Raw genomic sequence first — 25,209 nt, 5'->3', positions numbered from 1 at the left:
TTGGGTTAAACGTGTTCCAATTGACCCACTTGATGATAAGCACGGTTAAAATACACCAGACTTTCTTCTTGATCGCTTTGTTGAACTTTAAGAACACGACACATGAAAACACTGTGTGTACCGACTTGCTGAATATCTTGAATCTCACAGTCAAAACTGGCCAAGGCATCTTTCAAAATAGGTGAACCAGTTTCCATCGTACTCCAATCACCGAGTTTGAAACGATCTTCTGAGCTGAATTTACTTGAAGCAAAAGCATTTGAAAGCTGTTCATGCTGAGTACTTAGTACGTTTACAGCCAAGACTTTATTTTCAACAAAATGGGCATGTGAACGGGAGGATTGATTCATACAGACTAATAACATTGGCGGTGTATCCGTCACGCTACATACGGCAGATGCAGTAAATCCATGCATACCTGTTTCACCCGAAGTCGTAATAACATTCACTGCTGTGGTGAGTAAAGACATTGCATTTCTAAAGTCTGTTGCTTCAATCATCTCTTTCATCTCAAATGTATAATCACGTGCTTTTGCTTAGAACAGGACAAATGACTCAGTCACAATTTACCCTGCTCAGCATCAAACTACGTTTGATTTAAGCCTCTAATTCTTTACGAACAATGGCAGCACCTGCACTTAACGCCTCAAGCTTGCCACGTGCAACATTACGAGATAAAGGTGTCATACCACAGTTGGTTGAAGGATACAGCTTGTCTGCATCAACAAATTGCAATGCTTTACGTAAGGTATTTGCGACTTCTTCTGCAGTTTCAACTTGATTGGTTGCTACATCAATTGCACCAACCATGACTTTTTTGCCACGAATCAGTTCAATTAAATCCATCGGTACACGTGAGTTTTGGCACTCTAACGAAATGATATCTAGCTTTGACTTTTGTAATTTAGGGAAGGACTCTTCATACTGACGCCATTCATTACCCAATGTTTGTTTCCAATCCGTATTTGCCTTGATGCCGTAGCCATAGCAAATATGGACAGCTGTTTCACATTTGAGTCCTTCAAGCGCACGCTCTAATGTCGCAATACCCCAATCATTTACTTCATCAAAGAACACATTAAATGCAGGCTCATCAAACTGAATAATGTCGACACCTGCCGCTTCGAGCTCTAAAGCTTCTTGATTCAGAATTTTGGCAAATTCCCAAGCCAATTTTTCACGGCTCTTGTAGTGACCGTCAAAAAGTGTATCAATCATGGTCATCGGACCAGGCAACGCCCATTTAATCGGTTGATTGGTTTGGCTACGTAAGAATTTAGCATCGTCTACAAATACAGCTTTTTTACGTGATACTTCACCGACCACTGAAGGTACGCTTGCTTCATAACGGTTACGAATACGCATGGTTTCACGCTTTTCGAAATCCACACCTTCAAGATGTTCAATGAACGTGGTTACGAAGTGCTGACGGGTCTGCTCGCCATCACTGACAATATCAATACCCGCAGTCACTTGCTCATGAAGTGATAATTTTAAAGCATCACGTTTTGCTTCCAATAATTCTTCACCTTCAAGTTTCCAAGCAGACCATAATTTTTCCGGTTCTGCCAGCCAAGTGGGTTTCGGTAAGCTGCCTGCTGTTGATGTTGGGAGTAAAATAGCCATAGTCTTCTTTCTCTAAATTTGTATATCGTTAAATTGTGTCAGCTTAAGCAGCAGTATCTTGTTGTGCTGTTTCAACTTTAAAATTGGCTGCCCATTCATCAAGAATGTCTTTATAAGGCTTAATAAAGTTTTCTTCGGTCCATTTCCCTTGTTTCACTGCCAATTCGCCACGTTCTACACGGTCATAGACAACACGAGTCAAAGAATAATCGCCATAGCTGAGACTTGGTTGATATTCCACACCTGCAGGTGAATTGGTGTTGTAAATTTCAGGACGATAGATTTTTTGGAAACTTTCCATGGTCGCAATCGCACTGATCAATTCAAAATCAGTGTAATCACGTAATAAATCACCTGCGCAGTAGAATGCGAGCGGTGCATTGGCACCTTGAGGCTTAAAGTAACGAACACTTAAACCCATTTTGGCAAAATAGGCATCGGTACGTGAGTAATCGTCATTGGTATATTCAACCCCGAGTACTGGATGCACATTGGCTGTTTGGTAATAGGTTTTCGTGGTTGAGATACTTAAACAAATCACTGGGTTTTGCTTAAATTCTGCTTTAAATACGTCTGAATTCACCAAGTGTAAGTACAATTTACCGTGTAGATCACCAAAGCCTTCAGGTTGCTCATTGAACTTACAACCATGTGCTGGCAGTACCACGCTGAAGTCATAATCACGCACAAAAGAAGAAAAACTGTTACCAATCATACCCTCAAGACGTTCACCGGTTTTATGGTCGATCACGGTGCTTTTTAAAGTTTCAATGAATGGGAAAGTTTGACCATTACCTTCAATATCAATCGCCGCTGAAATAATATCAATTTCAAGTGAATAGCGATCGCCTTTAGGATTATCTACAGTTGCAAGGCTATTGAAACGGTTATTGATCATCGCCAATGTACGGCGCAGATTTTCTTGGCGGCTTTCACCACGGGCCAAGTTAGCAAAATTCGTGGTTAAACGTGTATTGTTTGCTGGTTCATAGTTTTCATCGAAACGAATGCGTTTGATTGAACATGCAAATTTCTGACTCATGGAGATTGCCACCTAAAAAATTTTACAAAATCTAAATTTCTGAATGGCTTTATTTAAACGTGAATCATAAAATGAGTAAAACGATATAAATTCAGGATGAGATGAGTAAATCTCATGTTGGTGTTTTTAACATGCAATGGATGAGATCGCCTCATCAAATATCCATATTGAAAGATCAAGTGTTGGACACGTATTAAATAGAAATCGAATGCATCTGTATATCGATACAATGATGAACATTTAATGATGAGAAAACGAGTTGGGATAAGGTGTATCTGAGTTGTGGGCTTATTCATTTTAAAATATACGATTGAATAAGCCCGAAATTGAGCATCATGTGCAATAAAACAATCAGCTCATAATGTTTTCATTTTTTGTTTCACGAATACACATGAAAGCACATAGAGAAACACCTGCCGCGATAGATAAATAATATCCCACAGCATGCAAACCATAATTTTGAGCCAATTGAGTTGCAATCAAAGGGGCAAATGATGCGCCTAAAATACTACCAAAATTATAAGACAAGGCTGTTCCTGTATATCGAACTGAAACAGGGAAAATTTCAGACAAAATGGTCCCAAGTGGTCCATAAGTTAAGCCCATAATACTTAAACCAAGGCACAGGAACACCAATACTGATAATACGTTATCAGCAACAAAAAATGTTGAGAAGAACAATCCAAAGATCATGGTCAGAATACAAATGGCAATGGATGTTATTTTTCTACCAAACTTCTCAGCGGATAATGCAGAGATAGGAATACACAGACCAAAACACACTGTTGCAATCAGTTGGATTTTTAAAAAAGTATCTCGACTATACCCTAATGCGGTTGTCCCCCAATTCAATGCAAATATCGTCATCAAATAAAATACAACCAAGGTACATACTGTCGCCAACATACCCAATACCACTTTTCTAATATGTTTGGTGAGCACATCCTTCAAAGGTACTTTAACTGCTGATTGCTTGTTTAAAACATTTTGAAAAGCTGGAGATTCGTGTAGTTTTAATCGAATATATAAGCCAACGAATACTAGCAATGCACTTGCAATAAACGGAATTCGCCAGCCCCATTGCATAAAGGCTTCATCTGATAAAAATGCACCTAATAATAAAAATGAGCTTGCCGCAAGAATAAAACCAATTGGAGAACCGAGCTGTGGGAACATGCCATACCATGCACGTTTACCCTTTGGTGCATTTTCTGTGGCGAATAATACCGCACCACTCCACTCGCCACTCAAACCAAGCCCTTGCCCTAAACGACACAATGCTAACAAGATGGGTGCAGCCACACCAATTTGTGCATGGGTCGGTAATAGTCCGATGCAAACTGTAGAAATCCCCATTAATAGCAATGCAGAAACGAGTGTGGCTTTACGGCCAATTCGATCACCAAGATGTCCAAAAATAATAGCGCCAATTGGACGTGCGATAAATGCAATTGAAAAAGTGGCTAAAGATTGCAGTAATGCGGCACTACCACTACTTTCAGGGAAAAATAAATGCGGGAAAACCAGTACAGCAGCCGTGGCATAAATATAAAAGTCGAAAAATTCAATTGTTGTACCTACCAGACTCGCAAATAAAACACGTGTTTTAGAATTTGGATTGACCGTGGAGGTGTTGTGTTCTACATATTCCATGAAAGACCATCATCATTCGATAAAAAATCAAAAGATATAAATAAGTCGGCTCTCATTTATATTTGTACAAAAAAATGATGACGGCTTAGATATACACTGAACAAAATATGTTTAGAACCCGATTCAATTTTTTTATGACTTTTAGCGAAATTTAAGTATTCAAATTAATGAGCTATTTTTAGCTTTTCCAAAGAAAAAATAGCTCAGCCTTCAATTTTAAAATTTGGCTTCATTCAATTGATTTGTTTAAGCTCTAATCATATTTCACCAGTGCAATTTATACCCACACCAATACATGAGTAAAACGATATTTCCTCACCAAAAGATGAATTTAATTCACAACTTACATCCTGAAGATCACTCATTTAAACATGAGCAAAAATCACCTTAACCATGAGATTAGATTGTTAAGATGTAGGGTTTAGATTTAAGCCCTATTTCCATGTCAAATAAACTTGAACGTCAAAAACTGACTCTCCCAGAAGGTCATGACAAACTCCTGCTTCACTCCTGCTGTGCGCCGTGCTCAGGTGAAGTGATGGAAACCTTGATTGAATCAGGTATCGACTTTTCAATCTTTTTCTATAACCCAAACATTCATCCTATTAAGGAATATATTATCCGTAAAGAAGAAAATATTCGCTTTGCGGAAAAGCATAATATTCCGTTTATTGACTGCGATTACGACACAGATAATTGGTTTGCACGTGCGAAAGGTATGGAAAATGAGCCTGAAAAAGGCATTCGATGTACCATGTGTTTTGATATGCGTTTTGAACGTACAGCCCTGTATGCCGCCGAAAATGGTTTTAGCCTCATCAGTAGCTCACTTGGCATTTCCCGTTGGAAAGATATGAAGCAAATTAATGACTGTGGTCATCGCTCTGCTTCACATTATGACGGAATATCCTATTGGGATTACAACTGGCGTAAAAATGGCGGTGCTGTTCGTATGCTTGAAATCAGTAAAAAAGAAGAGTTCTATCAACAAGAATATTGTGGTTGTGTGTATTCCTTGCGTGATACCAATCGCTGGCGTATGAGCCAAGGACGTGATCGCATCAAACTCGGTGTAAAATTCTATTCAAATGCAATGGATGACGAGACTTAAGCCTCTGTTGCCAAGTACCAATTTTTCCAAGAACTGGTTCCACGCACTTCAATGGGTACAGTTGGAATCAGTTGTTGTTTTAAAAGCTCTGTTTGCCCTATTGCCTTGGCAAGTCGCGCTTTCACCGAGTGAATACACTCCCGATCACCAAATTCACAACGATCTAAACAGGTTCCTCCACAAGGACCATTGGCCAAGCCTTTTGGGCAAGTTTCAGGACAAATATAAAGTGTATCCGCTAATCGACACTGTCCACAGCTTTCACAGCCCACGACACCATGCTTACTGATAAATTCAGTTTGCAGTAATGCTTTTGCTACAGACTTATTTTCCCAAAATGAAGCTTTAAAAATAAAACCTCCAATCCCCTTAGCAATTTTAGATTCAAACAACGTCTCATGCATGAAATGCAGGTGTTGATATTTAATCAGCTGAGTGGATGTCGGTTGACGTGAATAATACGGTAATTCCGGTACAAATTCTTTTCCAGTCTTCACTTGCCATAGTGAATTCCAGATATCTTCAAGTGCCTCCAAATCCAGATGCTGATATTGTTCTATATAGCTTTCCAAAAGTATCTGCTCTTCAGGCTTATGACAGGCTGATAAATGTACTCCTGCAAATCCAAGCTGTTTACAGATTAAAATTTGTAAAGCACAGCGTTTATAGGCATTTTCTTGTAATCCTGCTTGTTTTTCTTCAGATAAGACTTGCAACATATGTGGTGTAATCACAATTCCAGCCACTTTATTTTTCAGCATAAAATTGGCACGTGCAAAACTGAGTGGCATGACACAAACCAGCATTTTTTGAGGATAATGGTGATGCTTTAAAAATGCCTTTGCCTGTTTTAAAGCATCTATGTCATAACCTAATTGAGTAATGATAAAGCCTGCACCGGCTTTGAGTTTTTTATGCAGTTTTAGATACTGTGCGTCACGTTCAGCTTCTGCATATTTAAACGGGTTAAAGGCGACACCAATATGAAAACCTCCATGCTTATTAGCAACCATAACAGCATTAACTGACTCTAAATAGCGTGTACGAGAACTACCATCACACCCATCACTATGGTTTTTCAGTTTATCTCCAGTGAGTAATAACAAATTTTGAATATTCGCTTTCTGGGCTCGTTGAAGAAACATCTCAAAATCTTGGATATCTCGCCCTTTTCCTGAATAATGCAGCAGCTTTTCAATGTGTGATGGGAATGACTTGGCTACTTCAAGTGGTGCAAGGTCATCATCTGCATGCACACGATCTGCCAATGTCGTCACTACAGGATATCCTGCCAAAGACTGTGGCACAGCAGTATCTTGAGATGTCGTTAAATATTCCAACAAAATACAGAATTGATTTTTAGATAGGTATTGTGAAAAATTAAGCATGTGCCTTGATCTATCCAACATCATTGATTAAAAAACGCTCAATGGCTTAAAGGCCTATCGCTACCTAGCCCATTTAAAGATATTCTGATGAACTCAACCAAAATTCTATTTTTTCCTTTGGGATGAGCTGATCTTCACTTGACGGCGTAGCGTGTTAATTTTTTGCTCAAGTAATTGAATAATCAAGTCAGAACCACTGATCCAAGTATAATGATCCTGAAATCTCAACTCATCCTTTAGAACAATTTCAGATTGCTCATCATTAGTATTTTTTCTAGCTATCTCAAAACCTAGAATCGAATTCTCTTTCGAACGTATTACCTTGAACACACTAAAATCAATTGGGTTATTGCTATGTATCATTCGACATACACGACCAATAAACTCTTTATCCTTTAACATATTTACTCTCAGACCAACGAATAACCGACTTAAAAATTTCAAACTTGGTGATTAATTTAAATAACCTGAGTTCGATGAAATCCACTTAGCCTTTTAACATATTTTGGAAAGTTGGCTTATTGGGATTCAAACAATAAGCCACTACAGCAGCCATGATATTCACCATGAAGTTATTTACCGAACGATGACGTGAATGTTCAAGTTGATGTAAATTTTTTAATTGATCATTCACTGTCTCTATTAATCCTCTTCTGCAAAGCAATTGTTTTTCTTCTTCTGTTTGGATAGGTTTGTTTTTCATATTCCGACGTGATGGGGTCAATATTTTCAGTCCTCTTGCTGCTAAAACTTCGGCTTTTGCTTTGCTCAAATAGCCTTTGTCTCCGAGTAGGATCCCTTTTAATTCTTGAGTTAAAGAATCTAATATAGCAACATCATGAACATTTCCTGATGTCAGTTTGAGGTTAATTATTTCACCTAAATTATTGATAACCAAATGTAATTTAAAACCATAAAACCACCCCGTACTACTTTTTCCACGACCTGCCAAACCTTTAAATACACGATGCCTTTTAATCCGAAGATTATGGCAAACTACCAATTTAGTGGAGTCAATGATACTGATTCCCGTATCTTTTCCTTTTACTTGATGGAAGAAACTACTCAGAGCCTGCAAACAACGGGGCATAATTTCAATAAATCGGTTGTAGCTAAGCAGTTTAGGAAAAGCAGATTTCCAGAATGGAACGATCATTTGGCAATAAAAATATTTGAAGAATCTAAACCCGGATTGATGAAATAAAATGACAATGGTCATTGCTTCAGACAAGCTTAAAGCTGACTTTTTTAGCCTGGATTTTTGATCAGAAATTAAAGCTTTCTCTAAAGATTTATTAAATTTTTTGCAGAAATCATCCAAAATACAAAATAATTCGGTAATATGATCCATTGAAAAGCCTTGTTTTATAACATTTTGTCTTGATAACCAATATGTTACAAATACAAGGCTTTTTTTTATACTCTTTTTTATATCGAACTCAGGTTAAATACCATACAAAAGGATGAATAAAGTAGGTACAGTTAAGAATAATTTCAGTGCACACCTGCGTTTACTCATCACTTCGACAAGATACCTATAATCAAATTAAGGCCAGAACTTTTTGGCAACTTGATTCATTAATTTAATTTTCGCCCACTGTGTATCATAAGACAGCTGGTTGCCTTCTTCAGTGGAAGCAAAGCCACTTTGCAAACACAGTCCAAGTTGCTCAATGGGTAAAAATTGAGTCGCTTTAGTGATACGTTTCGAAATTTCTGCTTCACTTTCTAGATATTCATTTTTTGAGGAAATTAAACCTAGAAACACTTCAGATTGGGTATTTTTTAATTTTACAAGGGGTTCAAAACGGCTTTGTTGCACAAAGATTTAAAAGACAACACTCTGCTCATTTGAACAGAATTCAAGTGACAACTTGGGTATGAGGACGACCTAATTCTGTAAATTTGTTCAATACGGCTATGCGTGCATGAATCTCATTCACCTGACTAGAAAAACTCCTTGCTGTTAATTTATCACCTAATAGTTTGATGCAATGCATCTTGGTTTCAACTAAACTTCGACGATGATAACCAGACCATTTTTTCCAAAGCGTTCTTCCTAAACGTTTAACTGTTTTCAGTAACTCATTCCGCTCTAAAGATCTCAATTTCTGATCTTTCCATGGTTTTGCATTTTTTCTTGGCGGAATGACCGCATGTGCATCTCGATCTAGAATGACTTGTCTGCAGTGCTTCGTGTCATAAGCACCATCGGTATAGACCGAATCAATTCGTTCATCTAAGGGAATTTGAGCAAGTAAATCACCGAGTACTTGCGAATCGCTCACATTATTTGTAGTAAGCTGTACTGCACGTATTTGCAAGGTTTCAGCATCGATGCCAATATGAAGCTTACGCCATTGGCGACGATATTCAGGTCCATGTTTCTTACGTTTCCACTCACCTTCACCTAGAAACTTTAAGCCAGTTGAGTCGACGAGTAGATGTAGCCCATCACTACTTTTTTGATAGCTAATCGCAATATTAATATGTTTTTGTCTTCGACAAAGCGTACTGTAATCTGGTGCGGTCCAATTTAATCCACAAAGTTTAATCAGACTTTGAACAAAACCTGTGACCATGCGTAAAGAGAGTCTAAATAAAGATTTGATCATTAAACAGCATTGAATAGCCTTATCGGAGTAAGTTTGATTTCGACCTTGCTTGTCTTGTAGTTGTGCATACCACTGAGTGTTTGGATCAAACCAAATGGAAATGTTGCCCCGATTAATGAGAGCGCGATTATAGGAAGACCAGTTGGTTGTACGATAAGTTTTAGCAGTATGTTTATGTGTGATTCATAGACATCATTTCAATATAATTGGTGTCTATGAACAGAGAAATTCAACAAAGACTCGTATGGGTTAAATTATTTGAAGAGACCAATGATGCTGGCCTAGTCTGTCGGAGATGTGGCATTTCTAGACCAACATTACGCAAGTGGTGGAAACGATATTCTGAGCAAGGTATTGATGGATTAAATAGTCAGAGTAAACGCCCATTAAAATCTCCAAATACTAAAATCAATGCTGAGCTAGAAGCCTTAATATTGGAAATGCGCTCGGCTAGAAATCTGGGTGCTCGACGTTTGCAAACAGAATTGATGAGGCTGCACGGAGTCTCGTTGTCCTTAGCGACTATCCATAAAGTACTATCCACCCATCAAGTCAAACCGATTAAAAAATTCCGTCGTAAAGTAGATTTCATTCGTTATGAACGCCCATTACCAGGCGATAGGATTCAAATGGATACTTGTAAATTGGGTCCTGGGCTATATCAGTACACATCTATCGATGACTGCACACGATATCGCGTTTTAAGGATATATAAACGCCGAACAGCAGCGAATACGCTCGACTTTTTAGACTGCGTAATTGAAGAAATGCCTTTTCCCATACAGCGAATACAGACCGATCGAGGGCGGGAATTTTTTGCTGAAAAAGTACAGAAAAAATTGATGCAGCATGGAATCAAATTTAGGCCAAATAAACCAGGTTCACCTCATTTGAATGGCAAGGTAGAGCGCTCTCAAAAGACTGATAAATCTGAGTTCTACGCTACTGTCGATATTAATTCTGAAGATATTCAAGACAAGCTAGCCGAATGGCAGCATTACTATACTATAACTGGATGAGACCACATTCAGCTTTGAAAGGTAAAACACCGATGGAAAGGTACTTTGAATTATGTGAAGAAACCCCTTTCTCTGATGAGGTCCAGAAGCAATACAACCCATCCAATGAACGGATTCAACATGCCAATTACAAGATGGATTTAGAGATCGCTAAATTGAAACGATCTCTATGAATCACACACTTTATTCATGGCGCGACCATTCGGTTCAGGCTTTTTCTCCTGAACTTGCTGTGCGACATTACGATAGAACTGAATGATGTTTTCTTCAGGATCAGAAATTGACATGGTGCTGTTATTGAACACGGCATCAAAGTAAGCCTTGGCTTCCTGTTGACTCACCTTACGCTGCGTGAGCTGTTTCATCTCATACATGTGCTCATCCCATGCACGCACTGAAATACCCAATTGCTGTTTCACTTTCTCTGCGTCAAACTTGGTACTATGTGGAACCTTCACCACTCCAGCACTACTGCTCTGTCCACGTAGCGCAATAGCTAAAGTGTTGTTACAGACCACCCGGATACTGGTGAACTGTGCTGTCGTTGCCAAGGTGCCATCACACGCAGTAGCCAGCAGGATATAACCATTACTGACATCCTTAGACTTTAAAGCGGAACTTTGACCTGTACGTGCCAAAGCCCAGAACTTCTTCCCGCCTTTCAAAACCCCTGCGGTTTCTAACTCAAAGCCAGATTGCTCAGTCAGATCCCGGTAGAACTCCAGAATCTCTTTAGGCTGAACTTCCTGATAACGCTGACTGACTACAGATAAAGGTGCATGGGTATCTGAACGATACAAGACACGCTGCTCTTCAAATGGCATGATGATGCTCTGACCACGCTCATTCTGTGCCATATAGCTGACGTTAGAGGATTCTATCCGCCAGTCCATCCCAGCTTGCTGTGCCCAAACTTCGAGTGGTTGGTTCGGACTGAGTTGATTACCCAGACCATGCCAAGGGGTTTCGCCAACATAGGCGATTTGTTCGATTTGATGTGCCATCGTTCTTATCTCCTATGATGATTCAACGAAAGTTTTGCTGACAGTGGTTGCAATGGTAATACGTCAGCGTGATCGGCTTTTTAGGCTCATCAAACACACTACTGAATAGGCCACCAATGACTGCAAGCCCGCCAAGCAGTGGTGATACAGGCAAAGGTAAACCCTTTGAAATGGTTGCACCGATAGTTGCGAACGATGCAGATGCGGCTAGACCTGTAGAATCAGACCCACTCACCTGCTGATTCACTACCTGAATGACTTGATCCGATAAGCAATAAGGACAATTTAAACTCATAATATATACCTCTAGAAATGACAAAGGCTCACCGATTGGCAAGCATTGCAAAGTTAAAAAAACTCGTTTTCATCTAGATAATGTATATTTGAGATTATTTTCAACTCATTGAAATGTACGCATCTTGGCTTTGCATTTCACACGCAGATGTTGCGCATCTTTTTCAGGCCGTACTAAATAGCGCACAGCATTAGCCATTTTTTCTACTTCACTAGAATTATTTCTGTGGATTCGACCAACACCTAAAATACCCAATTCCGTGTATTCTTGGATCTGCTCAGGATCATGACAGTTAAAAAAGTATCTTAACTTGCCTGTGATGAAATCGATTGTAAGCAGTTTGCAAAGGGCAGAGCTCTTGAGGAATATCATGCCATGTCGCACCCGTACATAGCTTCCATAAAATAGCTTCTATGATATTTTTACTGTTTTTTTGAGCAGTAATAACCATGTAATCTTATAGTATCTTGAATTTGCTACTAAATATTATCGGCAAGAAGAGTACGGGCAATTGAAAAATATAGAAATGAAAAGAGCTTAAAGGAGAATTTATGGCACCCACGGAATAAGATTAACTTTCAATACGATATTGGAAGGTATTTTTAACATTCGACACACTGGTCGGTTTGCCATCGACGAGACGAGGCTGATATTTAAAAGTGAGAGCAGCCTGAATCGAAGGTCGTACAAACATCGGATGGCAGTCGCCTTGTGCCTTTGGATTTTCTACCCGTCCTTTTTCGTTCACGCTATACACCACCGTACAATCCCCCTCTAGCTGACGATCCAAAGCTTGTTCAGGATAAGCTGGTGCTATTTTTGTAACAGGTTGATAATTTTTAACATCAAATGATTCAGGATGAGTTTGTGCTTTAGGTTCTACTGATTTCTGGGTCTTCGTCTGAGTTGGTATATCCGCTTGAGACTGCGTATCTACTGTTTTCTGAGATTCCGCTACAGCCGTTTGCTTTTCCGTCACGACTTGCTGTGTCGGTTTAGACGCTGTAGGTACAATTTTGTTGCTCTGTGACTCTACAAACTTCTTGGTGGTTTTCGGTTGGACTTCAGTAGGTTTCTCAAGCTGTTTCTTGACAGGCCCATGTAAGGGTTTTTCTTCGACTATCGGCTCAGGCTTTTTAGGTTCAGGTTGTTGTTTGGCTGGAGGGGGTATTTGCACAAATTGTAATTGAATGGTTTTCGGCTTGGGTTCCGCCAATGTTTCATGCATCTCAACCGTACATAACCATGCAATTAGCGCAATATGCAATCCAGCCGTGACCGAAAGTGCTAGGCCTTGATCACGAAACCTAATTTTGGAAACGGTTGTCATCATGATTGTGGTTCCTCTGTCACTAGCCCCAAGTTCGTTACCCCACTTTTTTGCAAGGATGCTATGGCCTGTGCAACCAGTTGATAATCAGCATCCTGATCGGCACGTACATAAAACTGTAAGCTTTTATCTTTTTGAATAATCGGAACGAGCTTTTGTTGCATAGTGGCTAAATCAATGGCCTGATCCGTAACTTTCTCGGTATTCACTTCTGATCCAATATTCCAGTAATACTGGCCATTGGCTTGAATAGATAAGGTTACAATACGCTGCTGTTGTGACGCGGGCATGACATTGGCATCCACTTTAGGCAAATCAATTTGAATGCCTTGCGTCAACATTGGTGCAGTCACCATAAAAATTACCAACAACACCAACATGACATCAATATAAGGAACCACATTCATTTCAGCATTGGGTTTGAATTTTTGAGGACGCTTAATCATGGTTCTTGCTCCTTAACGCGAAGTGCGCTCAGTGTGCCCCAACAAACGATAAATACGCGTTTGCAACTCATTGGCAAAACCGTAATAACGACTGGAAAGCTTGTCAGCACGTGCCGAAAAGCGGTTATACGCCACGACCGCAGGAATAGCGGCAAATAAACCAATAGCTGTCGCAATCAGCGCTTCTGCAATCCCTGGTGCAACTGTATTGAGGGTTGCCTGTTCAACGGCAGACAGTCCAATAAACGCATTCATAATGCCCCAGACCGTTCCAAATAAGCCTATATAAGGGCTGACTGAACCGACTGTTGCGAGAAAGGTTAGATTCTGCTGAAGCTTTTCTTCTTCTTCACTAATACTACTGAGTAAACGACGTTCTACCCCATCAATCACATCACTTGTGGTGAGTTGCTCATCTTTGATCAATTGATGGTATTCATCCACCCCATGTTGAAAAATGCTGACAACGCCTTTTTGTTGTTCAGGCTGTTGGTAATCTTGCTGTAAAAGATTGAGATCTTTTTGCTGTCTAAAATTCTTTAAAAAACGGTTCCAAAGCTGCTCTTGTCCACGAAGTAACATGCCGTGACGCACGATTAAATACCAACTTACGACTGAGGATAAAACCAAAATCAACATCACTACTTTTACCAACACACTGGCATGGCTAATCAACATCCAAACTGACATTTGATCCATCGTTGCTTGCATAACGCACTCCAATTTTTTTACTGCATGGTGCAGTACATATATATTTTTAAAATGGGCTGTGATTCTTTAGCAGCCCATGTACTCACTCAGGTACTAAAGTACTAAAGAGTTATTTAGTCCAAATGCAGCGCTTGGGCGATTTTTTCCCAAGGCACATATTTAAAGTTCTGATTGGTTTCAGGCATACGTTTACGTCCGTCTTGCACCACCAACATGCCTCGCTTCCATTTGCCACCAAAATTTAGGGAACTCACATCTAGTCCATCTGTTTCAGACACAGCGTCAATGCCTTTGTCGGTATTGATGCCGATACGAAATGCGCCAAGAACCGTGTAAGGTGCTGCGGCATCAAGCACCACAAAGCTGTCATTGCCTTGGCTTGAAACTACCAAATAACTTTGCTTTTTACCGTGATAAAGTCCCATTCCCTCAATGTCATCATGCATCACCTCTCCTACACCTATCACCTGCTGCATAGGGAGCTGAGTTTTTGGGTTGAGATCTTTTACCCACACCGCGACATCTTCTTCACCCAAGAAAATACGTCCTGTGGCATCGTCTACGACACAGCCTTCAGGTTGGGTTTGAACTGAAAAACGTTGTACTTCTTCAGCCCGTAATTTTTGCTGTGCAGCCGTGATGTGGTATTGAACAAAAGTCCCGTTTTTATCGTTGGGAATGGCATAGATTTCCCCTTGAGCATCGCGGTACATACAAATGCCATAAATATCATCCAATGTAGTTGCTAGCTCGCCGAGCACAGAAACCTTGCCCGTTTTGGGTTGAATCGCAAAGAGATGCAGGCTGTTATGATCTCGGTTCGATGCCACAGCCAAATCGACCGTTTGATTGCCCCATTTAAAACCGTGGCGTACATCAACATTATTCAATCGCCCTACTGGCAAATACTGCACGGTTTTGCCCTGTAAATCGTTAACCTGTAAACCACCTTGTTTATCTGTCGCTAAAATGCGGGATTGACTCGGTTGTGTAGCGTTATGCCAAATCGCAGGATCATCAGCCGCGTCACCTGTACTTGGCACACCCTCCGTCTGCACTTCTGCTAGAATGGTGATGATATTCTGAGCTTTGGTCTGGGTCTGAGTTTCCCATTCCACATCTGTCACTTTTACGGTTTTATCATCTAAAATCAGCAAGGATTTATCGGTTAAATTACCTTGAACACTCAAAGTCTCTGCTTCTTTCACCGTGTCTAATTGTAAGGGTGGCTGTGCTTTCCATTGCTTATCTTGCTTTTGATAGCGATAAAGCAAAGGTTTTTCCGCATCGAGTACAGCGACATGATCATCTACAATCGCAATTGCAGAAGGTGAACCTTGAATCGAACCAAAGGGTTGCACGAGATCCACCGCCTGACGCACCATGTCTGCTTCGGAATGAGCTGGATATGCCCAAACGCCAACATTCGCTTCATTAATAAACAGCTCTGCTGTGGCATCATTCACTTTGCATACACTACTAGCAGGTGGAAAACTGAGACGGCGTACCAACTGTGGTTGACTCAAAGCCTTCTCATGCTGAGCCACCAACCATTGTTCACCAAGCCCCTCTTCGCCTACTAAAAAAGCAAAACTCAGCCCTTGAGCATCGGTATATAAGCAAACATCTTCAGACTTAAATGAACGCTTTGGAATAAAGCTGGGTTTGTCCCATGCTTTATTTTTTAAGTTCATGCTCATCAGTTGAATTTGCTGTTGTTGCAAATTTGACGCAGCAATCAATAAACGCTCCGAACCAATCCGATAATCAAAACGCCCAAACTGACCTTGAATTTGATGTAGTACATTTTGTTGATCATCTAAGATTTGTAGCCCTTTGTTTTTACTGCTCAACAGTGCGGCAACCTCAGGCCATGCACTCAAGCTTAACCATTGCACATCCTCAGTTTTTGCCCCATTCATGTCGACTTCACGTAATTGCAACTTCGCTGCCATAGGCTGATCTATTGGTATTTCAGCCGAGCTTAACGACTGGCTATTTTGCGGAGCTTGGGGCACGCTGTGCTGACTGCATGCGCTCAATAACAGCAAGCAACTGCTTAAAGCAGACAATTTAAAAGATGAAAATTTCATAGAGACACTCAAAATTGGGCAAGGAAACTCAGGTCTGCTTTTACTGAGCAAACCTGAGAACTAAATTTAATTCGACTTAAAAATGGGTGTAGGTCAGTGCAAGTTTGTATGCTGGGCCATATTCTTCATATTGAGCGTTATAAGCCTTAGAGCCTGCATAGTTGTAATAAGTTTCATCGGTGATGTTTTGCACATCAAACGTCAATTGTAAGTTTTTAGATAAATTCACATGACTACTGAAATCAAGGAAGATTTGGTCATCGGTATAAATGTCTTTTTCTGGCGTGTCGATATCACCTAATGCATACAAATAGTTCGATTTATAATTTGCTGAAAGTCGTACACCAAAGCGCTCATTTTCCCAACCAATCATGGCATTACCGACCACATCCGACTGGTTTGGTAAATGAATACGACGGCTCAGAAGTTCGCCATCTTTCATCGAATCAATATCCGCCTCTGACTTACTAAAGGTGGTATTTAAACCCAACAAGAACCCGTTCCATGGTGCTCCTAGATGGTCAAACTTTTGTGAGTAGGCAAACTCCATCCCGTACAGTTTTGCTTCATTACCATTTTTATAGGTTATAGCTTCATCAAAGTCAGCCCATTGCCCTGTTCCTGCAATATTGGTGTTATAAATAAAGTTATCGATATCTTTATAAAATGCGTAGAAACCCACCATACTGGCTTTGCCAAAATACTTTTCCACCCCCAAATCAAAGTTAGAAGATTCTAAAGGCTTTAACATTGGGTTACCAAACTCAGCTTCATCGCCATCGATATAAACACTTGGTGCACTTTGCGCAAAGTTTGGACGTACCACACTATTGGTCCAAGCGGCACGGAGGTAAGCGTTATCGGCCAATTGATAACGTAAATGTAGGCTTGGCAACCAATGATCATAGTCATTTTTATATTTAGTCGCAGTGATCACATCATCGTTGAACTCAAAACCACGTGCTTCAAAGTTGGTATTTTCATAACGTAAGCCTGCAATCACACGCAGTTGATCCAAATCAACGGTATTCATGACATAAGCCGCTTGTATGTCTTCATTCGACTTAAAGTCATTAATGATTGAACCGTCAGCAACCACATAATCATTTGGATTTAATCCACTGATTTTATCTTTAATAGCGTTTTTATTAATGGTTGGACCAAACTGACCCAGTTCATAATGGCTGTTTGAATTGAAATCTGAACTTGACGTACTGAGATCTTCATATTTCCATTCATCGGTATTGTTGGTTTTTTCACGTTGACTGATTTTTCCGCCGAACTTCAATACAGCAGCATAATTCCCCAGCATATAGTCTTTCAAAAAGTCTAATTTACCGTTGTATTCTTTATCGGTGGTTTTAGATTTTTCCCACGACACCGAATCTAACTCATAGTTGGCCGCATCATAAAAATCTTGGTCTGCCGTAATTACAGGTTTTTGCGTACTATTAAATCCAATATTACTAAAATCACCTTGGTATTTTGCCCCCGAAATTCCCCCTGGATTTTCCTCCGATGCTTCGCTATAACCGAGCTGACCTTCCACCGTCCACGTGCCAAAACCTTGCTTACCACCGAGGACAAAAGACTGTATTTCTTGTGTTTCTTCACGGCTCTTCAGTGAACGAGTCACTTCTGCATCACCACGCTGGCCTGCAAGTTGTGGATCAGAAAATTCAGCCGCCACTTCCTGACGTGATTCAGTGTCTTTAAAGCGACTATATAAAGTTCTTAAATAGTATTCGCCTCTGTCATTCGGACGGTAATCAAAGTTTAAACCCGCACCAATGCGCTCACGCTCGATGTCATATTGACGCATTGCGGTTTCTTCAAGTGCGTCACCATCCCAAGCCCCACCCGTTTCAACATTGTCCGAGCCAAATTTTCGGTTTTGATAACTCAGTGCCAGTGCCACCCCAAGGTTGTCTTGCCCCTCACCAACACTGAAACGATTACTGATAGCACCAGATGCTTTAGGGCTATATTTTTCCCGTTTTTCATCATAACCACCTTCAATCGTTCCCGTATAAAACAAACCGTCATGGTCAAAAGCCGATAAACTTTCAACCTGCACCGTACCACCTAATGAGTTGGCATCCATGTCTGGTGTCAGCGTTTTCACCACAGCCAATGACTGTACTAGCTCTGAAGGTAAGACATCCAATGCTACGCCACGGCGATCGCTTTCAGGCGCGGGAACCAAAGTACCATTGATGGTTACTGCATTTAAGTCAGCGCCTAAACCACGAACGGAAACAAAACGTCCTTCGCCTTGGTCACGCTCTGTAGATACACCTGGTATCCGTTGCAACGCTTCTGCGGCATTGTCATCGGGTAATTGTCCAATGCCATCGGCATGTACCACACTGCTGATTTGGTCGGCACGTTTTTGTTCTTTGAGTGCTTTATCCATACTTGCAGCTTGACCAATGACCTGTACATATTCCACCGTGTTATCTTCGGCATGTAGATGCGTCATGCTCAGCATTGACAGGACCAGTGTGCTGAGCTGAAAACCCGCACGCTTATGTTTCATGAAACGGCTCTGATTATTTTGCATTATGTTCTTCCCCTCAAGCCAAAGTGGCATGGTTTGAACGCACAATAGAAATTGAATGTGAACATGATGTGACAGTGCCTTTTACGATCTGTCCTTTTTATTTGTTTTTGGCCTTTTTCAGCAAAAAATGAGCTAATTTGATCTGTATAGAGAAAATACTGAGCATACAGAATGATGCATATTCACCTCAAAGATAGGGTTTTTCAGCATTTTTATTCTCAAAAATCAAAAATACCCTGATCTATTTTGACCCTAGCCATTGCCATCAAACTGTCATCTAAATCTGTTTAGCTTGGGCGAAAATAAATCATTTCAAAAAATGCTATGCCTAAATACTTTGCTTACTACCGCTGGCCTTTATTATGTGTAGCGACTGCCTGTAGCTTATCCCTTTGGTTGTTTATCTTACTTGGGCAGAGCAAGTCATTTGCTGAATGGAACTGGGTCGATATTTTAGGTGAAGGGGGAGCAACTGTTTTTATTGGTATTTGGATTTTCTTTATTATTAAAAGCCGTCCTTTGGGCCGTGTAACCAACTATATCTTTTATGGACTGTGTTTTATTTTTTTCCACATGTGGATGGACAGCTTAGATGAGTTTATTCGCCTGCCTAAAGAAATCATGTGGGATGCATGGCTTGAGTCCATTCCTTTTCCAATTGGACTGTATCTATTTACCATCGGGATTTATTTTTGGCATCAAGAAGAACAGGCAATTTCTAAACACATGCAAAAACGAGAACGTATTTATCGGGATCATCGCTTATTCGATGCACTCACCCCTTTGGCCGATGCTCATTATTTTAAAACACAGCTCAAAGCCGCAATCGAGCAAAACTTGCATGAACCCAGCGACATGTCCGTCATACTGCTAGATATGCATAATTTTAATCAGATTAATCAAACACATGGCTTTGATGAAGGCACATCTATTTTACAGCATGTTTCACAATTGATTAGCTTAAACTTACGACCACAAGACCTGCTCTGCCGCTTCGCAGGAGATCGTTTTATTATGTTGTTACCAGAGACTAAGCTACAACAGGCTGAAAAAATGGCTGCTCAACTTGAACGCATGCTTATGGTCAGTGCTTATTATCAACGTGATCTGTCTGTGCACATTCCTCTAAAAGCACTCACGACCTGCTGCGCTGTCGGACAATACCAAACTGCCCAACAACTCTTGAGTGCCTTAAATCAGCAATTGCTCCAAGTGAAGCAGTACTACTCACCGAAGCGAGTCATGGTATGAGCTTTGAATGCGACTACAGCTACATTCCTGCGCATCATCAATTGTCTATTTTAATTGATTTGGCAGCGAGTCATGAAGTCGAACATCACGTCCTGCTCAGTGGCAGCAGTATTTTCTTAGAAGATATCTTTTCGGGGCAAAAACTAATTAGTCAACAACAGTTACAACAGGTTTTAAAAAATGCTGAACAGTGTTTTCGCAATCAGGACATCAGTTTTTTATTTGGTCAACGCAGCCTAACCACCCCCTTTAATGACGCCATTAAATCCATGCTTTATGCATCGACCTTCGATGAGGCACTTAGCCGTTATTTAACATTTTCCGCGTCCGTTTCACCTTGGTTATGCCCTCGACTCATGTACAGTCAAAGCCATATTCATATTTATTGGTTAGATGAAAACAAGCTTGAAAATCGCTTTTTAATCGAAAGCGCAATGAGTGCAGTACAAGCGTTTAGCCGTCAACTGTACCAAGCCAAATTAGCGTGGAAATTCGAGTTTAATTTTTCTGAACCGGATTATATTGAACAATATTGGACACATTTAGGCAGTGCTTTAGAGTTTAATCGCCCGATCAACATGATGAGCCTACCTCGCGATTTGATTTATGAAAAACTTCCCAATGCCTCTTCGACCTTAGCTTCAATCAGTTATCAATATGCGCTGAAAGAAATGACAGCTCAAAATATTCAACAGAATTTTTTGCTCAGTTTGCACCAATATTTAATGCAGAATATTCAAAATAATATTCAACTTGAACAAACCGCTGACTATTTTCAAATGAGTTCTGCCACCTTAAAACGTAAACTGAAAAAGCATCAGACCCATTTTCAGGCGCAACTCGATCAAAGTCGTTTGCATACTGCCATCATTTTATATCGTGTACATGGTTTTAAAACTGAACAGATTTCTCAGTATTTACAAATTAACGATGCCACTAATTTTCGACGTGCGTTTAAGCGGTGGAGTGGTTTAACCGTACAAGCGGCACAGTCCTAAGCGCTTATTTTTCCCAAAAAAATCACGGGTATTTCTATTGTAACGTCGAAATTAAAAGTCAAAAACTCATCGGCTAATCACTAAAGTCCGCATAGTCACGTTCGCTGTATTTTTCTGTTTGTGTCCAAGGTATAGCAACATGTTGGCCAATTTTGCGCACGGTAAAGGTTTTGGCATAGCCTGAGGTCGGTTTGAGCAATTCGTATTTTTGAACCAGTTGATCCTGTTCACTCCATATAATATTCAACGTTTGCCCAGCACTGCGTATTTGATAATGCGCTAACTTCGGATCACGTTGAATCAATTGTGCTCGCTTTAAAATGTCAGGATGAATCAAACTATATTCACAGCGCCAACAGTTTTTCATCCCTAGCATTTCTTGATCGACATCCTGCAATTGCACCCGCATTTTTTCATCTGGCAAAATATAAAAACGCTGAAACGGACTTTCTACGTTTGCTTGCCCGACTACATCTTTGCGCTGCATCCACTGAATTGCACTGTCAAAACTCACATGCTCATGGGTGTCTGTTTTGGCAGACACATGAGCGTTGCTATGTGTCTGGGCTTCGTCAGCATGCGTTTGTGTGTTTAAACGTTCAATCCAAATATTTTGCTCATCTCGAATTATTTTCTCACTGTATTTTTGAATGGTCGTGACCCCATTGGCATCCAATCGTTCAATCTGATAATCAATACGATATTCATCGGCCGACCATACCCATGGACTGAGCAAACTGAAAGACAATGCTAAGAATTTCATTTTGAATTTGAACGGCCGTATAAATCTTGTATCCATTAGAATCCAAACGCCTTTTTCAATTGCTCAAATACCCATGTATTTTCTTGTGTGCCTTTGAATAGATTTGAATTCTTTCCTTCAGCAAACAGCATCACATCTCCGCCGCCATGTGTTTCGCTTTTCGTCAGTTGTACCCCGACTTCTTGTTTATAGTCGTCAGCAAAGGCTTGCTCGTTGCTAATACTGTCACGAATATCTAAACGTTTACCCGTACCATTTCCAAAAACAAGCGTCGTTCCTGTTGCCCCATTTACATCGCGGTATGGATTATGTACTTGGCCATCAGCCAGCACTTTGCTGTAAGCATTTTGCTCTTTTGCAATATTATAGTCATAGCTCAGCCCCAAAATACCTGGATTAGTTTCCGTCGTTTGACCCGTTCGTGCGGCATAACCATTAAAGGTCATCACATGGTCATGGTCTGCCGTCACTACAATCAAGGTATTGCTCAAATCCACTTTATCCAGTGCAGTTTGAATTGCATCATTAAATGCCTTGGTTTCCTGCAATGCCCGTTTGGCATTATTAGCATGTAGCGCATGGTCAATACGCCCACCCTCAACCATCAAGAAATAGCCTTGTCCATGACTCTGTGCTTGCAGTGCATCAATCGCTTTACTGGTCATCGCCGCCAGACTCGGTTCAGTCTCTATATTCTTCTTGAGTCGGTCCAAATCAAAATTTAAATGCGACTGTGTGGAGAATACGCCGAAAATTTTCTGAGTATTGACCGTCTGTGCCAAATCACTTTGGCTTAAAACGGTTTGATAACCCTGCTGTTTAAACTCTGCCAATAAATCACGACCATCCAAGCGCCCTTTGGGGTTAGAGACTGCATCATAAGGCGTCCAATGATTTAAGCCGCCTCCCATAAGGACATTAATGCCATCCAATAAGTTTGGATTATAAGCTTTACCTTTTGGAACAGCTTGAAGCGCGATATCGTATTGCGCATCACGGTGACAGATATGTGCATAGGTTGCCGCAGGTGTGGCATGGGTGAGTTCGGTCGTCGTCACTACGCCAACCGCTTTACCCTGCTTTTTTGCCAGTTCTAAAATACTTAACGCAGGCATCCCTGCGACCATACTACTGCCCTGTTCTGGACAACGGTTGATGGCTTTCGCTAAGCTTTTGCCATTTGGCAATTTTCCTTCTTCAGGTTCGACCGCAACCGTTCCTGTTGTCATGGCAATCACTTCATTTTTATTTTTCTGCCCAGTCATATAGGCGCCCATAGAGGGAGCGCTATCTGTGGTTTGACCATCCTCAGAATAGGTTTTAATCCTTGCTGCGTGCTTCATGCTGTCCATGGCCAGTTTGCCATTTTCCCCCACAGCATAAATACGACTTGCCGTCACTGTGGTTGGTCCCATGCCATCGCCTAAAAAGAATATAACGCTTTTCGTCGGTGTAACTGTGGTGTCCGCAGCATACAAAGCACTTGAAGAAATCGACGCTGTAAGCAGAAGCATCATGTATGGGATGGTTTTTAAAGTATGTTTCATGTGATATCCCTCTGCTATAAGCCTGTGATCTTACGAATGAGGTGATTGACCTCAATATTTTCAAGGCTACCTGAGAACTGATCGGCTCCCTGACCAATCGCACCTAAAAACACATCTGCACCGCCATGCGTTTCTTTATCTTTATAGCCCGTTTGAATCACAGCTTCTTGTTGGAAATCATCCGCAGCAGTGCCCGTACACCAACCCGTTTCAGCCAAAGGATAGGTGAAACTATATTTTTCACCTTGTAGTGCCTTTGGCCCTTGTACAGGATGACAGACATCAGTGTCTTTTAAGTTCAGTACCAAGTCATCCATACGGTTTTGAGTGGGGCGTTTTTTGCCCGTACCAAAACCGATAATCGGATAAGGTTGACCATGAATATCTTGAGCAAAGCCCGCTTGATCATAGTTTTTTACCAATCCAAGCACACTGGTTTCCTTACCTTCGACGTATTTTCCTGTACGCTTGGCATAACCATTTAAAACCAAGGTGTGATCATGGTCGGCTGTGATTACAATCAGTGTATTTTTAAGTTCAGGATCACTTTGTTTAAGCTTTTGAATGGTTGCTTCTAAAGCATCATTTAAGGCAATCGTGTCTTGTAAAGCACGTTTGGCATTGGTGTCATGCAGCGCATGATCTATACGCCCGCCCTCCACCATCAGGAAAAAACCTTTTTTATTTTGCGTCAGGATGTCTAAAGCAGACAGCGTCATTTGCTTGAGACTCGGCTCTGCCAAGTTTTTCTTGGTGCGATCCAAGTCGTAATTTAAATGGCTGTGATTAAATAAACCCAATAATTTTTCATTTTTCGCCAGTTGCACTTGGGACAGTTGGTTTTCATCAAAAACCACGCGGTAGCCTGCCTTTTGCATCTCGGTAATTAGATTGCGCCCATCAGTACGTTCTCCACCTGCATCTTTAGGCAAAAATTGACGCTTACCTCCACCCAAAACCACATCGACTCCATCTTTGAGTTTGAGGTTATAGCGTTGATAATCATCGCCTTTTGAACTCGGGACCAACTGTGATGCAATGTCATTTTCAGCATCACGGTGGCATATATGCGCATAAGTCGATGCTGGTGTGGCATGCGTGATCCGCGTTGTGGTCACAACCCCTGTCCCCCAGCCCTTTGCTTTGGCTAATTCAAGTAAAGTCTGTGTGTTTTGCTTATTTTTGTTTTGTGGGTTACTAGCGCACTGGTTATTCCCTACTGAGTCAGGTTCAACCGCAATTGTCCCTGTCTGCATCGAGATCACCTCGTTTTTCATCTTCACACCGGTCATGTACGCGCCCATCGAAGGTGCGCTGTCCGTGACTTGCGCATCTTCAGAAAAGGTACGAACAAAAGCAGACTCAGGCAGCCGATCAATCGCCAACTGACCATCTTCACCAACAGCATAAATACGTGAAGCGGTAAGCGTGGTGATGCCCATACCATCACCCAAAAAAAAGACCACACGTTTCGGTTGTTGGACTTTTTCTTGTTGGAGCTGTTGCTCTGTATTGGCTTGTTGATTTCGCGTTATCGTAGTAGTTTGACAAGCGGTAAGCAATAAAGCGCTGAAACTTATACATACCACGCTGATTGTTTTTAATTGGAATTTTTCAAGAGAACCGAGCATGGCATCAACCCATCTAAAGATGGCTGAACCATACGCCGCAGATATTTAAATAAGATGACATTTAACTACTTTTTCATGGCTTTGTTGCACAAACCTAGCCTATAAGGTTTATTCAGTCCTATA

22 protein-coding genes and 2 pseudogenes are annotated in these 25,209 nt (G+C 40.9%); 4 read left to right on the top strand and 20 right to left on the bottom strand.

Translation table 11 applies throughout. The features are described 5' to 3' along the window. Nucleotides 1-5 precede the first annotated feature (5 nt). From E5Y90_RS03735 to E5Y90_RS03720, 4 genes are all read right to left on the bottom strand, one after another. Complete coding sequence (locus E5Y90_RS03735) at nucleotides 6-500, bottom strand: flavin reductase family protein (protein WP_174659443.1); 495 nt, start codon at nucleotides 498-500, stop codon at nucleotides 6-8. Nucleotides 501-597: 97 nt separating this feature from the next. Further along, a complete protein-coding gene (locus tag E5Y90_RS03730) occupies nucleotides 598-1,626 on the bottom strand; it encodes a methionine synthase (protein ID WP_166137901.1) in 1,029 nt (342 codons plus the stop codon). 43 nt (nucleotides 1,627-1,669) lie between these two features. Then, on the bottom strand, nucleotides 1,670-2,668 hold the full coding sequence (locus tag E5Y90_RS03725) for a putative oxygenase MesX (RefSeq protein WP_166137904.1): 999 nt from the start codon (nucleotides 2,666-2,668) through the stop codon (nucleotides 1,670-1,672). 351 nt (nucleotides 2,669-3,019) lie between these two features. Beyond that, nucleotides 3,020-4,321 (bottom strand): MFS transporter, encoded by a 1,302-nt coding sequence (locus E5Y90_RS03720; RefSeq protein WP_174659442.1) that lies wholly within the window; start codon nucleotides 4,319-4,321, stop codon nucleotides 3,020-3,022. 442 nt (nucleotides 4,322-4,763) lie between these two features. On the opposite strand from E5Y90_RS03720, the gene E5Y90_RS03715 reads away from it, so the two are divergent. Then, nucleotides 4,764-5,432: an epoxyqueuosine reductase QueH gene (locus E5Y90_RS03715; protein ID WP_166137907.1), complete on the top strand. Its 669-nt coding sequence runs from the start codon at nucleotides 4,764-4,766 to the stop codon at nucleotides 5,430-5,432. Here E5Y90_RS03715 and E5Y90_RS03710 read toward each other — a convergent pair. The 5 genes from E5Y90_RS03710 to E5Y90_RS03690 all read right to left on the bottom strand — a co-directional run bounded on the left by E5Y90_RS03710 (nucleotide 5,429) and on the right by E5Y90_RS03690 (nucleotide 9,618). Continuing rightward, nucleotides 5,429-6,820 carry a methylenetetrahydrofolate reductase C-terminal domain-containing protein gene (locus E5Y90_RS03710; RefSeq protein ID WP_174659441.1) on the bottom strand — a complete coding sequence of 464 codons (1,392 nt, stop codon included), beginning with the start codon at nucleotides 6,818-6,820 and terminating at the stop codon, nucleotides 5,429-5,431. The genes E5Y90_RS03715 and E5Y90_RS03710 overlap by 4 nt on opposite strands. Nucleotides 6,821-6,925: 105 nt before the next feature. Next, the gene (locus E5Y90_RS03705; protein WP_174659440.1) at nucleotides 6,926-7,222 is read right to left on the bottom strand and encodes a hypothetical protein; all 297 of its coding nucleotides are present in this window, start codon (nucleotides 7,220-7,222) and stop codon (nucleotides 6,926-6,928) included. Nucleotides 7,223-7,307: 85 nt separating this feature from the next. Next, nucleotides 7,308-8,171: an IS982 family transposase gene (locus tag E5Y90_RS03700; RefSeq protein WP_174659411.1), complete on the bottom strand. Its 864-nt coding sequence runs from the start codon at nucleotides 8,169-8,171 to the stop codon at nucleotides 7,308-7,310. Between the two features lie 195 nt (nucleotides 8,172-8,366). Beyond that, nucleotides 8,367-8,642, bottom strand: coding sequence for a hypothetical protein (locus E5Y90_RS03695; RefSeq protein WP_228723972.1), 276 nt, complete (start codon nucleotides 8,640-8,642; stop codon nucleotides 8,367-8,369). A gap of 40 nt (nucleotides 8,643-8,682) precedes the next feature. Next, nucleotides 8,683-9,618, bottom strand: a complete 936-nt coding sequence (locus E5Y90_RS03690; protein WP_174660552.1) for an IS5 family transposase — start codon at nucleotides 9,616-9,618, stop codon at nucleotides 8,683-8,685. A gap of 32 nt (nucleotides 9,619-9,650) precedes the next feature. Here E5Y90_RS03690 and E5Y90_RS03685 point away from each other — a divergent pair. Next, nucleotides 9,651-10,627 (top strand): annotated as a pseudogene (locus E5Y90_RS03685) (IS481 family transposase). Here E5Y90_RS03685 and E5Y90_RS03680 read toward each other — a convergent pair. From E5Y90_RS03680 to E5Y90_RS03645, 8 genes and pseudogenes are all read right to left on the bottom strand, one after another. Further along, nucleotides 10,628-11,458 (bottom strand): annotated as a pseudogene (locus E5Y90_RS03680) (DUF932 domain-containing protein); the annotation flags it as partial. Between the two features lie 22 nt (nucleotides 11,459-11,480). After that, the gene (locus E5Y90_RS03675) at nucleotides 11,481-11,753 is read right to left on the bottom strand and encodes a hypothetical protein (RefSeq protein WP_174659439.1); all 273 of its coding nucleotides are present in this window, start codon (nucleotides 11,751-11,753) and stop codon (nucleotides 11,481-11,483) included. A 292-nt stretch (nucleotides 11,754-12,045) separates the two neighbouring features. Further along, on the bottom strand, nucleotides 12,046-12,204 hold the full coding sequence (locus E5Y90_RS17665; protein ID WP_163168538.1) for a transposase: 159 nt from the start codon (nucleotides 12,202-12,204) through the stop codon (nucleotides 12,046-12,048). 120 nt (nucleotides 12,205-12,324) lie between these two features. Next, complete coding sequence (locus E5Y90_RS03665; RefSeq protein WP_218955339.1) at nucleotides 12,325-13,086, bottom strand: energy transducer TonB; 762 nt, start codon at nucleotides 13,084-13,086, stop codon at nucleotides 12,325-12,327. Further along, on the bottom strand, nucleotides 13,083-13,529 hold the full coding sequence (gene tolR, locus E5Y90_RS03660; RefSeq protein WP_174659438.1) for a protein TolR: 447 nt from the start codon (nucleotides 13,527-13,529) through the stop codon (nucleotides 13,083-13,085). The genes E5Y90_RS03665 and tolR overlap by 4 nt, the downstream gene beginning before the upstream one ends. A 12-nt stretch (nucleotides 13,530-13,541) precedes the next feature. Beyond that, the gene (tolQ, locus tag E5Y90_RS03655) at nucleotides 13,542-14,240 is read right to left on the bottom strand and encodes a protein TolQ (protein WP_049590884.1); all 699 of its coding nucleotides are present in this window, start codon (nucleotides 14,238-14,240) and stop codon (nucleotides 13,542-13,544) included. 113 nt (nucleotides 14,241-14,353) lie between these two features. Further along, nucleotides 14,354-16,333, bottom strand: a complete 1,980-nt coding sequence (locus E5Y90_RS03650) for a phytase (RefSeq protein ID WP_174659437.1) — start codon at nucleotides 16,331-16,333, stop codon at nucleotides 14,354-14,356. A 76-nt stretch (nucleotides 16,334-16,409) separates the two neighbouring features. Continuing rightward, entirely contained in the window at nucleotides 16,410-18,896 is a 2,487-nt protein-coding gene (locus E5Y90_RS03645; protein ID WP_174659436.1) for a TonB-dependent receptor, read from the bottom strand. A gap of 324 nt (nucleotides 18,897-19,220) precedes the next feature. On the opposite strand from E5Y90_RS03645, the gene E5Y90_RS03640 reads away from it, so the two are divergent. Both E5Y90_RS03640 and E5Y90_RS03635 read left to right on the top strand, forming a co-directional pair. Continuing rightward, nucleotides 19,221-20,147 carry a diguanylate cyclase domain-containing protein gene (locus E5Y90_RS03640; protein WP_163141003.1) on the top strand — a complete coding sequence of 309 codons (927 nt, stop codon included), beginning with the start codon at nucleotides 19,221-19,223 and terminating at the stop codon, nucleotides 20,145-20,147. Beyond that, nucleotides 20,144-21,145, top strand: a complete 1,002-nt coding sequence (locus E5Y90_RS03635; RefSeq protein WP_174659435.1) for a helix-turn-helix transcriptional regulator — start codon at nucleotides 20,144-20,146, stop codon at nucleotides 21,143-21,145. The genes E5Y90_RS03640 and E5Y90_RS03635 overlap by 4 nt, the downstream gene beginning before the upstream one ends. A 73-nt stretch (nucleotides 21,146-21,218) precedes the next feature. On the opposite strand, the gene E5Y90_RS03630 is transcribed toward E5Y90_RS03635, so the two are convergent. From E5Y90_RS03630 to E5Y90_RS03620, 3 genes are read right to left on the bottom strand one after another with little or no spacing between them, the layout of a single operon-like run. Beyond that, a complete protein-coding gene (locus E5Y90_RS03630) occupies nucleotides 21,219-21,908 on the bottom strand; it encodes a hypothetical protein (RefSeq protein WP_228276958.1) in 690 nt (229 codons plus the stop codon). Between the two features lie 35 nt (nucleotides 21,909-21,943). Beyond that, entirely contained in the window at nucleotides 21,944-23,455 is a 1,512-nt protein-coding gene (locus E5Y90_RS03625; RefSeq protein WP_010326316.1) for an alkaline phosphatase, read from the bottom strand. 14 nt (nucleotides 23,456-23,469) lie between these two features. After that, nucleotides 23,470-25,086 carry an alkaline phosphatase gene (locus tag E5Y90_RS03620; RefSeq protein ID WP_174659434.1) on the bottom strand — a complete coding sequence of 539 codons (1,617 nt, stop codon included), beginning with the start codon at nucleotides 25,084-25,086 and terminating at the stop codon, nucleotides 23,470-23,472. Between the last annotated feature and the right edge of the window lie 123 nt (nucleotides 25,087-25,209).

The organism is Acinetobacter sp. 10FS3-1 (assembly GCF_013343215.1).
Classification (GTDB): Bacteria; Pseudomonadota; Gammaproteobacteria; order Pseudomonadales; family Moraxellaceae; genus Acinetobacter; species Acinetobacter lwoffii_C.
The sequence above is the reverse complement of the archived record's forward strand: the minus strand, read 5'-3'. Positions and strand labels throughout refer to the sequence as shown.

Excerpts from the sequence above, each read along its gene's own strand:
- E5Y90_RS03620 (WP_174659434.1), bottom strand. The coding sequence starts at position 25,086 with ATGCTCGGTTCTCTTGAAAAATTCCAATTAAAAACAATCAGCGTGGTA.
- E5Y90_RS03650 (WP_174659437.1), bottom strand. The coding sequence starts at position 16,333 with ATGAAATTTTCATCTTTTAAATTGTCTGCTTTAAGCAGTTGCTTGCTG.
- E5Y90_RS03715 (WP_166137907.1), top strand. The coding sequence starts at position 4,764 with ATGTCAAATAAACTTGAACGTCAAAAACTGACTCTCCCAGAAGGTCAT.
- E5Y90_RS03640 (WP_163141003.1), top strand. The coding sequence starts at position 19,221 with ATGCCTAAATACTTTGCTTACTACCGCTGGCCTTTATTATGTGTAGCG.
- tolR (WP_174659438.1), bottom strand. The coding sequence starts at position 13,529 with ATGATTAAGCGTCCTCAAAAATTCAAACCCAATGCTGAAATGAATGTG.
- E5Y90_RS03735 (WP_174659443.1), bottom strand. The coding sequence starts at position 500 with ATGATTGAAGCAACAGACTTTAGAAATGCAATGTCTTTACTCACCACA.
- E5Y90_RS03730 (WP_166137901.1), bottom strand. The coding sequence starts at position 1,626 with ATGGCTATTTTACTCCCAACATCAACAGCAGGCAGCTTACCGAAACCC.
- E5Y90_RS03705 (WP_174659440.1), bottom strand. The coding sequence starts at position 7,222 with ATGTTAAAGGATAAAGAGTTTATTGGTCGTGTATGTCGAATGATACAT.
- E5Y90_RS03635 (WP_174659435.1), top strand. The coding sequence starts at position 20,144 with ATGAGCTTTGAATGCGACTACAGCTACATTCCTGCGCATCATCAATTG.
- E5Y90_RS03645 (WP_174659436.1), bottom strand. The coding sequence starts at position 18,896 with ATGCAAAATAATCAGAGCCGTTTCATGAAACATAAGCGTGCGGGTTTT.
- tolQ (WP_049590884.1), bottom strand. The coding sequence starts at position 14,240 with ATGCAAGCAACGATGGATCAAATGTCAGTTTGGATGTTGATTAGCCAT.
- E5Y90_RS03630 (WP_228276958.1), bottom strand. The coding sequence starts at position 21,908 with ATGAAATTCTTAGCATTGTCTTTCAGTTTGCTCAGTCCATGGGTATGG.
- E5Y90_RS03665 (WP_218955339.1), bottom strand. The coding sequence starts at position 13,086 with ATGATGACAACCGTTTCCAAAATTAGGTTTCGTGATCAAGGCCTAGCA.
- E5Y90_RS03625 (WP_010326316.1), bottom strand. The coding sequence starts at position 23,455 with ATGAAACATACTTTAAAAACCATCCCATACATGATGCTTCTGCTTACA.
- E5Y90_RS03700 (WP_174659411.1), bottom strand. The coding sequence starts at position 8,171 with ATGGATCATATTACCGAATTATTTTGTATTTTGGATGATTTCTGCAAA.
- E5Y90_RS17665 (WP_163168538.1), bottom strand. The coding sequence starts at position 12,204 with ATGGTTATTACTGCTCAAAAAAACAGTAAAAATATCATAGAAGCTATT.
- E5Y90_RS03720 (WP_174659442.1), bottom strand. The coding sequence starts at position 4,321 with ATGGAATATGTAGAACACAACACCTCCACGGTCAATCCAAATTCTAAA.
- E5Y90_RS03675 (WP_174659439.1), bottom strand. The coding sequence starts at position 11,753 with ATGAGTTTAAATTGTCCTTATTGCTTATCGGATCAAGTCATTCAGGTA.
- E5Y90_RS03710 (WP_174659441.1), bottom strand. The coding sequence starts at position 6,820 with ATGCTTAATTTTTCACAATACCTATCTAAAAATCAATTCTGTATTTTG.
- E5Y90_RS03725 (WP_166137904.1), bottom strand. The coding sequence starts at position 2,668 with ATGAGTCAGAAATTTGCATGTTCAATCAAACGCATTCGTTTCGATGAA.